At 62.5% G+C, this 15,553-nt stretch carries 15 protein-coding genes; 2 read left to right on the forward strand and 13 right to left on the reverse strand.

Annotated features, from left to right (window positions below; translation table 11 throughout):
• Positions 1-103: 103 nt before the first annotated feature.
• Positions 104-883 carry a ferredoxin-NADP reductase gene (gene fpr / locus HU752_RS07505; RefSeq protein ID WP_003198368.1) on the forward strand — a complete coding sequence of 260 codons (780 nt, stop codon included), beginning with the start codon at positions 104-106 and terminating at the stop codon, positions 881-883.
• Positions 884-1,137: 254 nt separating this feature from the next.
• Here fpr and tsaA read toward each other — a convergent pair whose 3' ends face one another.
• From tsaA to HU752_RS07565, 12 genes are all read right to left on the reverse strand, one after another.
• Positions 1,138-1,833, reverse strand: coding sequence for a tRNA (N6-threonylcarbamoyladenosine(37)-N6)-methyltransferase TrmO (gene tsaA / locus HU752_RS07510; RefSeq protein WP_186681927.1), 696 nt, complete (start codon positions 1,831-1,833; stop codon positions 1,138-1,140).
• Between the two features lie 11 nt (positions 1,834-1,844).
• Positions 1,845-3,458, reverse strand: a complete 1,614-nt coding sequence (locus tag HU752_RS07515) for an NAD(P)/FAD-dependent oxidoreductase (RefSeq protein WP_186681925.1) — start codon at positions 3,456-3,458, stop codon at positions 1,845-1,847.
• A gap of 109 nt (positions 3,459-3,567) precedes the next feature.
• The gene (locus HU752_RS07520) at positions 3,568-4,242 is read right to left on the reverse strand and encodes a COG3650 family protein (protein WP_186681923.1); all 675 of its coding nucleotides are present in this window, start codon (positions 4,240-4,242) and stop codon (positions 3,568-3,570) included.
• Positions 4,243-4,476: 234 nt separating this feature from the next.
• Complete coding sequence (locus HU752_RS07525) at positions 4,477-5,076, reverse strand: short chain dehydrogenase (RefSeq protein WP_186681921.1); 600 nt, start codon at positions 5,074-5,076, stop codon at positions 4,477-4,479.
• Positions 5,077-5,144: 68 nt separating this feature from the next.
• Complete coding sequence (locus HU752_RS07530) at positions 5,145-5,909, reverse strand: HvfC/BufC N-terminal domain-containing protein (RefSeq protein WP_186681919.1); 765 nt, start codon at positions 5,907-5,909, stop codon at positions 5,145-5,147.
• The gene (bufB, locus tag HU752_RS07535; protein WP_186681917.1) at positions 5,906-6,796 is read right to left on the reverse strand and encodes an MNIO family bufferin maturase; all 891 of its coding nucleotides are present in this window, start codon (positions 6,794-6,796) and stop codon (positions 5,906-5,908) included. The genes HU752_RS07530 and bufB overlap by 4 nt, the downstream gene beginning before the upstream one ends.
• Positions 6,797-6,804: 8 nt before the next feature.
• Positions 6,805-7,110, reverse strand: coding sequence for a BufA1 family periplasmic bufferin-type metallophore (locus HU752_RS07540; RefSeq protein WP_186681915.1), 306 nt, complete (start codon positions 7,108-7,110; stop codon positions 6,805-6,807).
• A 193-nt stretch (positions 7,111-7,303) separates the two neighbouring features.
• On the reverse strand, positions 7,304-8,005 hold the full coding sequence (locus HU752_RS07545; RefSeq protein ID WP_186681913.1) for an ABC transporter ATP-binding protein: 702 nt from the start codon (positions 8,003-8,005) through the stop codon (positions 7,304-7,306).
• Entirely contained in the window at positions 8,006-8,773 is a 768-nt protein-coding gene (livG, locus tag HU752_RS07550) for a high-affinity branched-chain amino acid ABC transporter ATP-binding protein LivG (protein ID WP_186681911.1), read from the reverse strand.
• Entirely contained in the window at positions 8,770-10,023 is a 1,254-nt protein-coding gene (locus HU752_RS07555) for a high-affinity branched-chain amino acid ABC transporter permease LivM (RefSeq protein WP_186681909.1), read from the reverse strand. The genes livG and HU752_RS07555 overlap by 4 nt, the downstream gene beginning before the upstream one ends.
• Complete coding sequence (gene livH / locus HU752_RS07560) at positions 10,020-10,943, reverse strand: high-affinity branched-chain amino acid ABC transporter permease LivH (protein WP_054061010.1); 924 nt, start codon at positions 10,941-10,943, stop codon at positions 10,020-10,022. Before livH ends, HU752_RS07555 begins: the two co-directional genes overlap by 4 nt.
• A 228-nt stretch (positions 10,944-11,171) precedes the next feature.
• The gene (locus HU752_RS07565) at positions 11,172-12,290 is read right to left on the reverse strand and encodes a branched-chain amino acid ABC transporter substrate-binding protein (protein WP_054061011.1); all 1,119 of its coding nucleotides are present in this window, start codon (positions 12,288-12,290) and stop codon (positions 11,172-11,174) included.
• Positions 12,291-12,635: 345 nt separating this feature from the next.
• Between HU752_RS07565 and HU752_RS07570 the strand changes: the two genes are divergently transcribed.
• Entirely contained in the window at positions 12,636-12,941 is a 306-nt protein-coding gene (locus HU752_RS07570; protein WP_186681907.1) for a DUF2288 domain-containing protein, read from the forward strand.
• Between the two features lie 254 nt (positions 12,942-13,195).
• Here HU752_RS07570 and HU752_RS07575 read toward each other — a convergent pair whose 3' ends face one another.
• Positions 13,196-15,370 (reverse strand): hypothetical protein, encoded by a 2,175-nt coding sequence (locus HU752_RS07575; protein WP_186681906.1) that lies wholly within the window; start codon positions 15,368-15,370, stop codon positions 13,196-13,198.
• Positions 15,371-15,553 lie beyond the last annotated feature (183 nt).

A 15,553-nucleotide genomic window follows, 5' to 3' on the forward strand; every position in this document is an offset into this window, starting at 1 on the left:
CTTATCTTGATAATTCATTTAACAGATATTGTCGCCGCCATTAGAATGCTATGCAATTGCGCTCATTGATAGCGCAGGCCAAATCTCCAGGAGCCCTTTCCCAATGAGCAACATGAATCACGAGCGTGTCCTCAGTGTTCACCACTGGAACGACACTCTGTTCAGCTTCAAGTGCACCCGCGACCCGGGGCTGCGCTTCGAAAACGGTCAGTTCGTGATGATCGGTCTGCAGCAGCCCAACGGTCGGCCGCTGATGCGTGCCTACTCGATCGCCAGCCCGAACTGGGAAGAGCATCTCGAGTTCTTCAGCATCAAGGTGCCGGATGGTCCGCTGACCTCGCAGCTGCAGCACCTCAAGGAAGGCGATGAGATCATCATCAGCAAGAAGCCTACCGGTACCCTGGTACTCGACGACCTCAAGCCGGGCAAGCACCTGTACCTGCTGAGCACCGGTACCGGCCTGGCGCCGTTCATGAGCGTGATCCAGGACCCGGAAACCTACGAGCGTTTCGAGAAGGTGATCCTGTGCCACGGCGTGCGCTACGTCAACGAAGTCGCCTACCGCGAATTCATCACCGAGCACCTGCCGCAGAACGAATTCTTCGGCGAGGCGCTGCGTGAGAAGCTGATCTACTACCCCACCGTGACCCGCGAGCCGTTCGAGAACGAAGGTCGCCTGACCGACCTGATGCGTAGCGGCAAGCTGTTCCGCGACATCGGCCTGCCACCGATCAACCCGCAGGACGACCGCGCCATGCTGTGCGGTAGCCCAAGCATGCTCGACGAGACCAGCGAAGTGCTCAACAGCTTCGGCCTGACCGTTTCGCCACGCATGCGCGAGCCGGGTGACTACCTGATCGAGCGCGCGTTCGTCGAGAAGTAAGCGTTGCATGGAAAAAGCCCGCGTTGCCGGAAGGCAGCGCGGGCTTTTTCGTTTCCGGGCTGAGCGGTTTTCTTTGGCAAGCGTCCTTGTGGCGAGCGGGCTTGCCCGCGTTCGGCTGCGTAGCAGCCGTAAACCCGTGGGCACGTTATGCCTGATACGCTGCGTGCACGGGTTTTAGGGGCGCTTCGCACCCCAGCGCAGGCAAGCCTGCTCGCCACAGGAGGAGCTGGTGCCTTGGGGGAGAGAAGCCGATTCTAGTGGGCGGGAATGACTTCCAGTACGCGGATCACACCCGCCTGCGGGTAGTGCCAGCGCACATCCAGGTCCCAGAACTGCGCACCGTACTCACGCTCTGGCACGGGCGTCTGGTAGGCCGGGCGCGGGTCCTGCGCCAGGCACTGCTCGATCAGTTCGAACAGTGGCTCGCCAAGGCGCTGGGCGTGCGCCTGGGCCTGTTGCCGGGCGTTGTCCGTCCACTGCACGGGGATCAGTTGTGGCGCCATACTGGCGATGTCGTTGACGGCTGTGGGGACGTTGTCGGCATAGGGCACGTAGGGCTTGATATCGAGAATCGGCGTGCCGTCCAGCAGGTCGATTCCCGAGATCCAAAGCCGGTTGCCTTCGACCCTGTCCAGCCGCACCACCGACTGGCCGATACCGTTCGGCCGGTGCGTCGCCCGGGTGGCGAACACGCCGATGGACTTGTTGCCGCCCAGGCGTGGTGGACGGACCTTGAGCCGTGGCTTGTCCTCCAGGGCCTGGTGGAACAGGAACAGCAGCCAGACATGGCTGACCTGTTCCAGGCCCTGCACCGCATCACCCTGGTCGAACGGTGCCACCAGTTCCACGACGCCGCGTGCCGCCGGCGCCAGCTGTGGCTGGCGCGGAATGGCGAACTTCTCCTTGAAGCAGGAGCGCACGAAGCCGATCGGCGAGACGCTGTAGCTCATGGCGGCGGGCCTCAGGCCTCGATCCCGAGGATATTGCGCGCCACGGCTTCGGCGATGCGGATTCCGTCGACGCCGGCCGAGAGAATGCCACCGGCATAACCGGCGCCTTCGCCCGCAGGGAACAGGCCCTTGACGTTCAGGCTCTGCATCGACGCATCGCGAGTGATGCGCAGCGGTGATGACGTGCGGGTCTCGATCCCGGTCAGCACTGCATCGTGCAGCGAATAGCCCTTGATCTGCCGTTCGAAGGCCGGCAGGGCCTCGCGGATGGCCTCGATGGCGAAGTCCGGCAGCGCCAGGGCCAGGTCACCGAGGGCCACGCCCGGCTTGTACGACGGCTCGACGCTGCCCAGGGCGGTCGACGGCTTGCCGGCGATGAAGTCGCCGACCAGCTGCGCCGGTGCCTCGTAGTTGCTGCCGCCGAGCACGAAGGCGTGGGATTCCAGGCGCTCCTGCAGTTCGATACCGGCCAGCGGGCCACCCGGGTAGTCGACTTCGGGGGTGATGCCGACGACGATGCCGGAGTTGGCGTTGCGCTCGTTACGCGAGTACTGGCTCATGCCGTTGGTCACGACGCGATTCGGCTCGGAGGTGGCGGCCACCACCGTGCCGCCCGGGCACATGCAGAAGCTGTAGACCGAGCGACCGTTCTTGGCGTGGTACACCAGCTTGTAGTCGGCGGCGCCGAGTTTCGGGTGCCCGGCATACTTGCCCAGGCGGGCGCTGTCGATCAGCGACTGCGGGTGCTCGATCCGGAAACCGACGGAGAACGGCTTGGCCTCCATGAACACGCCACGGCCGTGCAGCATGCGGAAGGTGTCGCGGGCGCTGTGGCCCAGGGCCAGGACCACGTGGCGCGAGTGCAGCTGTTCGCCGCTGTCGAGCACCACGCCGGTCAGTTGGTCACCGTCGAGCAGCAGGTCGGTGACCCGCTGCTGGAAGCGCACTTCGCCGCCCAGAGCCTCGATTTCCTTGCGCATGTTCTCGACCATGCCGGTCAGGCGGAAGGTACCGATGTGCGGCTTGCTGACGTAGAGAATCTCTTCCGGCGCACCGGCCTTGACGAATTCGTGCAGGACCTTGCGGCCATGGTGGTGCGGGTCCTTGATCTGGCTGTAGAGCTTGCCGTCGGAGAAGGTCCCGGCACCGCCTTCGCCGAACTGCACGTTGGACTCGGGGTTGAGCACGCTCTTGCGCCACAGGCCCCAGGTGTCCTTGGTGCGCTGGCGCACTTCCTTGCCGCGCTCGAGGATGATCGGCTTGAAGCCCATCTGCGCCAGCAGCAGGCCGGCGAAGATGCCGCAGGGACCGAAACCGACCACGATCGGCCGCTCGCGCAGGTCGGCAGGCGCCTGGCCGACCACCTTGTAGCTGACATCCGGTGCCGGGCCGACGTTATGGTCGTCGGCGAACTTCTTCAGCAGGGCTTCTTCGTTCCGGGCCGCCAGGTCGATGGTGTAGATGAACAGCAGTTCGGACGACTTCTTGCGGGCATCGTAGCTGCGCTTGAACACGGTGAATTCCAGCAGGTCATCGCTGGTGATGCCCAGGCGCTGGACGATGGCCGAGCACAGGTCTTCATCGGGATGGTCGAGCGGCAGCTTGAGTTCGGTGATTCGTAACATGACAGGGTCCAGTATGCGGGCCACGCGGGCGCGCCGGCTTTACAACAAACCGGAGATTATAAGCCCCAACGGCGGTTTTCCGTGAGGCTTGAATGACTGCTGGTCCGAATCAGTCGTTGCGTGCGCCGCCAAACGTGGCACAGCCGCGCTGCACCTGGCCGTTGATGCGCAATTCGGCGCTGAGGTTGCGCAGGCTGCCGCTGGCACTGTCGACGCAACGCTGCGGGGCCACCCACAGTTCGATGTGCTGGTTGTTGGCTTCGGTGCTCAGGCTGAAGCGTCCGCCACCGAGTTGCTCTTCCAGGTAGGGCAGGACCAGTGTTGGCTGCTTGTCGCGTTCGAGAACCATGCCGTTGCCGCTGGCCTTGAAGGACCAGTCCGGACCATGGCCGCTGGCGATCACGGTCTGGCGCTTGAAGTCGGGATCGCTGCACCCGCCGCTGTCGCGTTCCAGGCGGTAGACCTGCTGCAGGTTCAGTTGGCCATCGGAACCGTCGGCCTTGCTCGACGAGAAACTGCCGCGCAGGTCGACGAACAGCTTGCCGGGTTTGCCGGCGAAGGTCGCGGCTTCCTGGGCGATGCTGGTGTTGCCGCTGTCGTTGACGATGAAGCGGCGCTGCTCCTGGCAGGGCTGGAACAGCAGCTTGCCGTCGACGCTGCTCAGTTCGCCCTGCATGCGGTTCAGCCCGGCGGTCGGGTGCGGGCCGCTGGGGGCGAGCATCTGGCAACCGGCGGCGAACAGGGGCAGGGCGAAAATCATCAAGGAACGGGCGGCGCGCATCATCGGGTCTCCTGGCAAGTGCCGCCACGTTACCCAGCCTGGCCTCGCATCACAAGCCTTGCGGTGAACCTGCGGACACTGCGGCGCTTAACCTGTGGGAGCCGGCTTGCTGGCGATTGCGGCAGCACCTTGATTCGAATGCTTGATCAATGGCTGCCTTCGTCGGATCGTCGGAACGCCGCCCGCAGCAAGCCGCCTCCCACGGGGCCAGGGTTGGCAGATGGACTGCCGCAGGGCTCAGCCGACGCGATAGGTCTGGCCGGTCTGCAGGCCTTCCACGCTCTTGGCGTAGGCCAGGGCCACGTCCACCGCCGGCACGGGTTTGAAACCGCGGAAGTAGGGGGCGTATCCATCCATCGCCTCGACCAGTACGGTCGGACTCACCGAGTTGATCCGCTGACCTCGTGGCAGCTCGATCGCCGCCGCCTTGACGAAGCTGTCGAGGGCACCGTTGACCAGGCTGGCCGAGGCGCCGAAGCGGATCGGATCGTGGCTGAGGATGCCACTGGTCAGGGTGAATGAGGCGCTGTCGTTGGCATACTCGCTGCCGATCCGTACCAGGTTGACCTGGCCCATCAGCTTGTCCTGCAGGCCCACGGCGAAATCCGCTTCGGTCAGGTCGGCCAGCGCGGCGAACTTGACGTTGCCGGCGGCGCAGACCAGGGCATCGAACCGGCCGGTCTGTTCGAAGAGCTTGCGAATCGAGACACTGTCGCTGATATCCACATGGAGGTCCCCACTGGTGCGGCCGATCCTGACGATCTCATGCCGTGGGGCCAGTTCCTCGTCGATGGCCGAACCGATGGTGCCATGGGCGCCAATCAAGAGAATTTTCATCCTGCGCTTGCTCCAGTGGAGGGGGAATCCTCAGTCTAGGCGGGATCTGGCGTATCGATGGACGGCCCTCAGGAGGCGGCCTGCAACTGGACGATGGCGCCGTGGCGTATGAGCAGGCCCAGCGTCCGCGCCGGGTCGAATGCTGGGCTGATGTCATGGGCATGGAGCATGGCCGCTTCCAGCGTAAGCCCCTCGAGCAGGCGCTGGATGAATGCCCGGCTGCCGCTGTCGATCCTGAACAGCTCGACCTGCCATTGGCTGCGCAGTACCAGCACCACTTCGCCCTGGTCCGGGTCGATCTGCTCCAACTCGCCTTCGCCGTGATGGGCCAGCCAGATCGACAGCATCGCAAAGGGCGACTCCAGTACCGCGATGCTGGGGTGCAGGCCGACCCGCAGGCTGCCCAGGGCGTCCGGGTTGGCCAGATGCTGGCCGATCCGTTCCGGACTCAGGGAGGCTGCATCCGCGGCGTGATAGGCATCGATCCGCAGGCGCTCCAGACGGGCGACGTCAGCCAGGTACGGCACGCTCGCCGCTGGCGCAAAACCACGGATGAACACGTCGAAGTCCCGGCCGTAGTCCTTGAGAATCGGGCTGGTGGGTGGACACTGTCGGACATGCGCGGCGGCCATGGCCCGGAAGAACTCGTCGCCGACCAGTGCGTGGACCACCGGGTAGCTGTCGGCCAGGGCGTTGATCAGCGACCCCTGGACATTGTTGCGATATACCGCGAAACGGCTGGCCGGGTCGGCGCCGTTGGCGCTGCAGAGGCCGGGTGGGCAGGGCAGTTGCGGGTCGAGCAGCGCCAGGCTGAACGTGTCCTGGTCGCTCATCGGTGTTTCTCCAGGCGATCGAGCAGGTCCTGGGCCCGGGCTGCTTCGGCGACTAGTTCACTGAAAGCCGGGATGCGGTTGTCGCGCTCGATCAGGGTCGGCAGCGCGCCGGTCCTGGCCAGCACCTGTTGGTACAGGGCCCAGACCTGTGGGGCGATGGGCGCCCCGTGGTCGTCGATCAGCAGGCGGTCGCCGAGGTTGTCGCGGTCTTCGGCAAAGCCTGCCAGGTGGATCTCGCCGACGGCGTGCAACGGCAGCGCCTCGATGTAGGCCAATGCGTTGCGCTGGTGGTTGATGCAGGAGACATACACGTTGTTCACATCCAGCAGCAGGCCGCAGCCAGTACGACGGATGACCTCGCCGATGAAGTCGGTTTCGTCGAGGGTCGAGCGCTGGAATTGCAGGTAGGTGGCCGGGTTCTCCAGCAGCATCGGGCGTTTCAGTGTGCTTTGCACCTGGTCGACATGCTCGCAGACCCGTTGCAGGGTCGGTGGGTCGTAGGCCAGTGGCAGCAGGTCGTTGAGAAACACCGGGCCGTGGCTCGACCAGGCCAGGTGTTCGGAGAACGACTCCGGCTGGTAGCGTTCGAGCAGTGTGGCCAGGCGCTGCAGGTGCGAGCGATCCAAGGGGGCCTCACCGCCAATCGACAGGCCGACGCCATGCAGCGACAGCGGATAATGTTCGCGAATCCGCCCGAGATAGTGATGGAACGGGCCGCCGGCGACCATGTAGTTCTCGGCATGCACCTCGAAGAAGCCGAGATCGGGGCGGCTGTCCAGGACCACCTGGAAGTGCTCGCTCTTGAGCCCCAGCCCGGCACGCGGTGGCAGCCGCGGGGCTGGTACGCGCGCGCAATCGATGGGCGCCGATGGCGCGGGCGGCAACATCCCGGCGATCAGCCTTTCTCGTTGAAGGCCTGCAACTGGCCGAAGCCGGTGGGCGAGGTGCTGCTCGCGGTTTTCTCGCAGGTGCCCTTGGGCACGAGTTTCCAGGCGCTGCCCTGGTTGTCCTTGGTCGAGGTCCCGGCACAGCTGGTCCCGGCGCCGGCGGCACAGTCGTTCTGGCCTTTGGGGGCGACGCCGAAGCATTTCTCGGTGTCGGCGGCGTGGGCGGTCATCGGCAGCGCGGCAAGGCTCAGGGCGGAGCCGAGGGTCAGGGCGAGAGTGGCGGCGGACAGCGTACGGCTGGTGGCGTTGCTCATGGTCGATCTCCAGTTGAAAGAGGGGCGCCGTCCTGCCTGGCGTGGGCCACCAGGATAGGCGGGGTGCGGCCAAAATAATCGATTATGCAAGGCGAGGGTACCGACACGATGTGGCGGGCAAGGAAAAGCCCCGACGGATCGGGGCTTTCAGGTCGAGCTTCAGGTCGAACTTTCTCGTGACGCCTGGCTGGAATCAACCGCCCAGGTACGCCTCGCGGACTTTCGGGTCGGTCAGCAGGTCATTGCCGCTGCCTTCCATCACCACCCGGCCGTTTTCCAGCACGTAGGCGCGGTCGGCGATCTTCAGCGCCTGGTTGGCGTTCTGCTCCACCAGGAACACCGTCACACCGTCCTTGCGCAGTTGTTCGATGATATCGAAGATCTGCTGGATGATGATCGGGGCCAGGCCCAGCGACGGCTCGTCGAGCAGCAGCAGCTTGGGCTTACTCATCAGCGCGCGGCCGATGGCGAGCATCTGCTGCTCGCCGCCGGACATGGTGCCGCCGCGTTGGCTGAAGCGTTCCTTGAGTCGCGGGAACAGGCCCAGGACCTTGTCCATCTGCTCCTGATAGTCGCCCTTGTCGGTGAAGAAACCGCCCATGGCGAGGTTCTCCTCGACGGTCAGGCGCGAGAACACCCGGCGGCCTTCCGGCACCACCGCGATGCTCTTGCGCATGATGTGCGAGGATTCCTGCCCGACCAGCTCTTCGCCCAGGTAGCGAATGCTGCCGCTGTGGGCACGCGGCGAACCGCAGAGGGTCATCAGCAGGGTCGACTTGCCCGCGCCGTTGGCGCCGATCAGGGTGACGATCTCACCCTGGCGAACTTCCACGTTGACGCTGTGCAGGGCCTGGATCTTGCCGTAGAAGGTGGAAACGTTTTCGAACTGCAGCATTTACGCTTCCCCCAGGTAGGCTTTGATCACTTCGGGATTGTCGCGGATCTGTTGTGGCGTGCCATCGGCCAGGGGGGTGCCCTGGTTGATCACGACGATATGGTCGGAAATGCTCATGACCAGTTTCATGTCGTGCTCGATCAGCAGCACGGTCACGCCATGCTCTTCGCGCAGCACGCTGATCAGCGCCTTGAGGTCGTCGGTTTCCTTCGGGTTCAGGCCGGCCGCCGGTTCGTCGAGCATGAGGATCCGCGGACGGGTCATCATGCAGCGGGCGATTTCCAGGCGACGTTGCTGGCCGTAGGCCAGGGTACCGGCCGGACGGTTGGCGAACTCGGTCAGGTTGACCTTCTCCAGCCAGTACGCGGCGTACTCCATGGCTTCCTGTTCGCTCTTGCGGAACGCCGGGGTCTTGAACAGCCCGGCCAGGAAGTTGGTGTTCAGGTGGCGGTGCTGGGCGATCAGCAGGTTTTCCACCGCGGTCATGTCCTTGAACAGGCGCACGTTCTGGAAGGTCCGCACCACGCCCTTGCGGGCGATCTCGTGGCCGGCCAGGCCCTGGATCGGCTGGCCGTCGAGGATGATGCTGCCGGCGCTCGGCTTGTAGAAACCGGTCAGGCAGTTGAACACGGTGGTCTTGCCGGCGCCGTTGGGACCGATCAGGGCCACGACCTGTTTTTCCTTCACGGTCAGGGCCACGCCGTTGACCGCCAGCAGGCCGCCGAAGCGCATGCTCAAGTTTTCGACTTTCAGGATCTCGCGGCTCATTTGCGCAGCTCCATGTGTGGACGTTGCATCGGCAGCAGACCCTGGGGACGCCAGATCATCATCAGCACCATCATGGCGCCGAACATCAACATGCGGTAATCGCTGAATTCACGCATCAGCTCCGGCAGCAGGATCATCACGATCGCCGCGAGGATCACGCCCAGTTGCGAGCCCATGCCACCCAGTACGACGATGGCGAGGATGATCGCCGACTCGATGAAGGTGAACGACTCCGGGGTCACCAGGCCCTGGCGGGCGGCGAAGAAGCTGCCGGCGAAACCGGCGAAGCAGGCACCCAGGGTGAACGCCGAGAGCTTGATCACGGTCGGGTTCAGGCCCAGTGCGCGGCAGGCGATCTCGTCTTCACGCAGCGCTTCCCAGGCGCGGCCGATCGGCATGCGCAGCAGGCGGTTGATCACGAACAGGGCGAACAGCGCCAGCAGCAGGGCGACCAGGTAGAGGAACACCACCTTGCTCACCGGGTTGTAGGTCAGCCCGAAGAACTCGTGGAAGGTCTTCACACCCTCGGCGGCGCTGCGCTCGAAGCTCAGGCCGAAGAAGGTCGGCTTGGGGATGTTGCTGATGCCGTTGGGGCCGCCGGTGAGGTCGGTGAGGTTACGCAGGAACAGGCGGATGATCTCGCCGAAGCCGAGAGTCACGATGGCCAGGTAGTCACCGCGCAGGCGCAGCACCGGGAAGCCGAGCAGGAAGCCGAAGGTGGCGGCCATCAGGCCGGCGACCGGCAGGCACAGCCAGAAGCTCCAACCGAAGTAGTGCGACAGCAGCGCATAGCTGTAGGCGCCGACGGCATAAAAACCGACATAACCCAGGTCGAGCAGGCCGGCGAGACCGACCACGATGTTCAGGCCCAGGCCCAGCAGCACGTAGATCAGGATCAGGGTGGCGATGTCGACCGCCCCGCGCGAGCCGAAGAACGGCCAGATCAGTGCGGCCACGATCAGGCCGATGATGATCCAGCGCTGGGTTTTCGGCAGGGTCAGGAACTGACCGACCTTGGGCGAGACCAGCGGACCACGGGACGACTTGAACATCGCACTGACCTGCTGGCTGAACAGCACGCGCAGGAACATCAGCACCGAGCACAGGGCGATCACGGTCAGGGTCAGGGGACCGGTGCCGTGCACTTCGAGATTGATGCCGACGATGCTCAGCTTCAGGCCGAGTACCGGGAAGGCCACGGCCCACACCAGCAGGGCGCTGAACAGCGCCTGTTTGAGATATCTGTTCATACTTTCTCAACCTCCGGACGGCCCAGGATGCCGGTCGGACGGAACAACAGCACCAGAACCAGAAGACCGAACGCCACCACATCCTTGTACTGGTCGCCGAACACGTCGGCGCCAAAGGCTTCGGCCACACCCAGTACCAACCCGCCGAGCATGGCGCCCGGAATGCTGCCGATGCCACCCAGTACCGCGGCGGTAAAGGCCTTCAGGCCCACCAGGAAGCCGGCGTTGGGGTTGATCACCCCGTACTGCATGCTCAGCAGCACGGCGGCGACGGCCGCCAGGGCCGCCCCGATGACGAAGGTCAGGGCAATGATGTTGTTGGTGTTGATCCCCAGCAGGTTGGCCATCTTGATGTCTTCGGCGCAGGCGCGGCAGGCGCGGCCCAGGCGAGAACGGGAGATGAACAGGGTCAGGCCGGTCATGGCGATCAGGGTGATCACGAAGACCAGGATCTGCATGTAGGAAATCAGTACTTCCTCTGCGCCCCCCGGACCGAAGGAAATGCTCCCCGGGATCAGGTTGGGAATGGACTTGTCCTTGGAGTCCTGGGACAGCAGTACGGTGTTCTGCAGGAAAATCGACATGCCGATGGCGGAAATCAGCGGGATCAGACGGTTGCTGCCGCGCAGTGGGCGGTAGGCAACGCGTTCGATACTGTAGCCATAGGCACTGGTCACGACGATCGTCGCGATGAACGCGGCGGTCATCAACAGCGGCAGGGAATGGATACCCATCATGGCCAGCCCGGCAAGGACGATGAAGGCCACGTAGGAACCAATCATGTAGACCTCGCCATGGGCGAAGTTGATCATTCCAATGATGCCGTAAACCATTGTGTAGCCAATGGCTATCAAGGCATAGGTGCTGCCAATGGTCAGGCCATTAACCAGCTGTTGGAAGAAGTGATAGATCTCAGGCATTACAGCGCTCCTAAAAACCCGATACGCATTTCACTGGTGGAGTCATGTTCCGGCTCGTCAGGCGTGGTCTTTCGCCACGTTGGCACGAGCGTTTGCCAGCGAACCGCTGGTGACGGTTTTAAGATTTTCAGGTGAGCCAGCTCCCGGATCGCGGGTGTCAGGCCCATAAACCTCGTAAAACAAAGCCCACTGTGCAAACAGTGGGCTTCTTGACCGGTCAGGCCTGTGTTACTGAGGGGAGACTTCGGTTTTCGGCTTGCCGAAGTGCCACTCGTATACCACGAACTTGAAGTTCTTCAGGTCGCCTTTCTCGTCGAAGGAGAGCTCGCCAGTCGGGGTCTTGAAGGTCCCGGCGTGGATGGCCGCAGCCACCTTGGCGGTGTCTTCGCTCTTGGCGTTCTTGATACCGTCGGCGATCAGCTCGACAGCGGAGTAGGCCGGGAATACGAACGGACCGCTTGGGTCCTTGCCGTCAGCCTTGATGGCGTCGACGATGGCCTTGTTCTCCGGATCGGCGTCGAAGGACTTCGGCAGGGTCACCAGCAGGCCTTCGGAAGCGTCCTGGGCGATCTGCGAGATGGAGTCGTTGCCGACGCCTTCCGGACCCATGAACTTGGCGTTCAGGCCTTTTTCCTTGGACTGGCGCAGGATCAGGCCCAGCTCTGGGTGGTAGCCACCGTAGTAGACGAAGTCGACGTTGTTCTGCTTGAGCTTCTGGATGATCGAGGAGAAGTCCTTGTCACCGGCGTTCAGGCCTTCGAAGACGGCGACTTTCACGCCTTTCTTCTCGAGGGTCTGCTTGACCGCGGTGGCGATGCCTTCACCGTATTGCTGCTTGTCGTGCAGCACGGCAACCACTTTTGGTTTCACGTGGTCGGCGATGTAGTTGCCGGCGGCAGGGCCCTGGGCGCTGTCCAGGCCGATGGTGCGGAACACCAGCTTGTAGCCACGGGCGGTGATTTCAGGGCTGGTGGCAGCCGGGGTGATCATGATCACGCCTTCGTCTTCGTAGATGTCCGAAGCAGGCTGGGTGGAGCTGGAGCAGAGGTGGCCGATGACGAACTTGACGCCGTCGTTGACAACCTTGTTGGCTACGGCAACGGCCTGTTTCGGATCGCAGGCGTCATCGTATTCAACCGCTTCGAGTTTCTTGCCATCGACGCCGCCCTTGGCGTTGATGTCCTTGATGGCCTGTTTCGCGCCAGTGAACTGCATGTCACCGTATTGGGTCACAGGGCCGGTCTTGGGGCCGGCGATGCCGATCTTGATGGTGTCTGCAGCGAAAGAATGGCTGGCGATACCGGCCAGAACCATAGCGGCGAACAGTTTGGAAATCTGCTTAGTCATTAGTGCTCCACTCTTGCTGTTGTAATTTTTATAGTCCTGACGCCGAGGCAGCAGAACCGGGTTTGACGACCCGATTTCACCTGGCAACTGTACCGATACAGTTTAGAGCGCTCGTTTATCGCTTGGATAGCGGGCAGCCAAGGGCAAAATCGGGGGATGTCGCCTAAATGAAAGAAAGAGACAGAATAGCGGCAGATGGCCATGCAGATTGTTATCTGAATGTTGCTGAGCTTTCACGGCAATCCCTGCCATCCGTTCCCTCTTTCACCCCAACCTTTACATCCGGGTTTTTCTGCCTGGGTCCCGACGTTATGATTGCGCCGATTTTTTCTCAGGTAGAACCCCATGACTCAAGAACCTAGCACCCTCTATGCCAAGCTGCTTGGTGAAACTGCATCTATCCGCTGGGAGGAGTTGCAACCGTTCTTTGCCCGGGGTGCCCTATTGTGGGTCGAACCGTCCCTGGATCTGGTCGCCGCAGCCGAGGCCATGGCCGAGAACCAGGCCGAAAAAGTGGCGGACTGGTTGGCGACCGGAGCCCTGGCCAAGGTGTCTGAAACGCGGGCCCAGGATCTTTTCGAGCGTGATCCGAGCCTCTGGGCGGTGGTGGTATCGCCCTGGGTGATGATCCAGGAAAGGGCATCGAAGTGATTGCTGGCACTGTAATGGTGCACATGCGTTATGCGTTTTTGGCCTATGAGTGTGTAGCGCAGTAACCGCATGACGCAGTAATGGCAGTTTGCCCGTGGAGAAAATCCACAGTCTTTGGTAGGCATATCCCAGCTTCCCTGCCACGACACCCGATTCTGTAGGAGCCCGGCTTGCCGGCGAATGGGCCCTTGAGGCCGCCAGAAGCTTCGCCGGCAAGCCGGGCTCCCACAGGGTGAGGGTGGTGCCCGGTCGGCTCAGTACTCGGTGCGACCGGTGTGGCTGTTCAAGGAAATGACCTTGGTCTTGCCGATGCGGTGACGGTAGATCTCGCGCAGGTACTTGATCGCCTTCTTCACGCAATCGCGCGACAGCCGGATGTCGTTGATCGAGACGAACTTGTCCTTGTCGTTGATCAGCTCGCGGTACTTCTTCTCGTACATCGGCTTGATCGCATACCAGTTGGTGTCGAGGATCTTCGCCGGGTTCTCGAACTCGTTGAGCAGGTCGTCGATGTGCCCTTCGTCGAATTCATCGCGGGTGATGAACTCGAGCATCGAGTTGTCCAGCGTATCGTCGAAACGGTACGGGTTGCGGGCGAAGCAGCGCTTGATGAAGGCCACGATCAGGGTCAGGAAATCGTCCGACAGGCATGGGCTCTTGGCGATCAGCGTGGTCAGCGACAGGTTGGCCGAGGCGCCGATCACCAGTGCGTAGCGCTTGAGCGTGGTGTTGGGGAACAGGCTGTTGAGGTGGGTCTTGAGCCGGTTCAGGTCCATGTAGGACAGCTTGTAGTCCTTGGGCAGCGAGACGATCGAGACCACCGACGAGCAGTTCTTGAAGAAGTGCAGGTCGTGCAGTGCCGCCGCGTCATAACCCGAGGCCTTGTACTGTTCCAGGGCGGCGCGGTAGCGCTTGGACTCGATGGGCAGCAGGCTGATGCCCTCGATGGCCTGGGTCACCTTGTTGAAGTGCGGCAGGTCGATGGAGCGGAAGAACAGGTCATCGATGTTCAGGCGCTGCTGCTCTTTCTCGAACACCTTGAACTTGTCGCTGGTCGGCGCCGGCTGTTCCGGTACCACGGATTCGGCGTAGGCGATCGCCACGGGACCTGCCAGGCTCATGAACAGGTCGTTGGCATCCAGGCGGATGGTCTCGCCGATGTCGATGCCGGCCCGGCGGAAGTAGTTCTGGTCGTAGTCGGTGGTCACCGCCTGGGCGGTGAGGATGTTGAAGATCTGCTGGGAGATGTACTGGTTGGCGTGCTTCTCCATGGCGTTGACATCGATGTTCTGGATGTTGCCGTCATCGTTCTCTTCGGCATAACGCATGATGTCGTTGGAGATCAGCATCATTGCGTTCCATGGGCGGATACGGCCCATGACGCTGGCTTCGCTGCTGTCGTCGTTGTCGAAGTTGTATGAGAAATCCCATTCTTCCGACAGGTACTTGCAGAGCAGACGGCCGGCGTTGATGTGCAGGGCCTCGGACATTTCGCTGCGATGGTCGGAAATGTTCGGCAGCACGCAGATGCCGCTGGTGAAGATCGGTTCGAAGACGAAGGAATGACCGCTCTTGCTGTCGTGTTCATCCATCGGCTTGGTGTCGAACGTCTTGTTCATGTACGAGTACTGCTGGGCCAGGCCGAACTCCGAGGCCATGCCCGAACCGGTACCGCCGCCGGCGCTGAAGATCGAGAAGTACAGGCGCGACTGGTTGGCCTTGATGCCGCACGAGTCGATCAGGTACGAGTGGATCATCTTCCAGTCGGGGCTGGAGAAGCGCTGGGTGTCCTTGTTCAGGATGATCTTGGCCAGGTACTGGCCGAGGATCGGCGCGTTACCCGCACCACCGGCATGGACCTCGGACAGGTCCATGATCTTCATCTTGCTGTAGTCGCGAATGAAACCGCTTTTCTCGCCCTTGCGCGAAAAGCGGATGCGGCCGGCAATGTCCTTGTCCAGGTCGCCGAGCATTACCAGCGGCTCGACCAGGAACACCGGCTTGGCGGACTTGTTCTGGACCAGGCGCAGGTTGTTGCGGATCCACTGGGCTGGGCGATAACCCTTGTCGGCGGATTTGTCGTCGTTGTTGAATTCGTTGAGATAGAACTTGCGGGCGTTGTAGACCAGTTCGGCGACATCCAGCGCGATGTTCGAGCCGCAACGGCCCAGGCCGATCAGGCAGACCGAGGGGAATTCCTGCTCGCGACGGGCTTCGTTCTCGGCTTCCTGGTGCGGTGGGCGCGGAAATACCATGTCGCGCAGGCCGTCGAGGTTGTCGAGGATACGATCCGTATTGGTTTCAGTGAAATAAAGGTACTGCTGGGTCGCCAGGGGGCGTGGCGTCGAGTAGGCCTTGTAGGTTTTTTCCACGACCGCGGGCGACATCAGATCGGATACTGCGTTGGCTGGGTTATTTTTGGAGGTCATTGTGCGCCATATGCCTGGTCTGGTTGGGCGGTCGAGAGGATGTCAACGCGCCATCACGGTGAGAGATCGCGACTTTAACGCGCGATATTGGCTCGATCGATAGGGGCTGGCCCTAGGTTTCCCTGGGGCGATCCCTGGTTTGCGTATCGTTGAATCGGCCAGAAATTGGCGTTCTTTAATTGA

Origin of the sequence: Pseudomonas vanderleydeniana, from assembly GCF_014268755.2 — a bacterium.
GTDB classification, from domain to species: Bacteria; Pseudomonadota; Gammaproteobacteria; order Pseudomonadales; family Pseudomonadaceae; genus Aquipseudomonas; species Aquipseudomonas vanderleydeniana.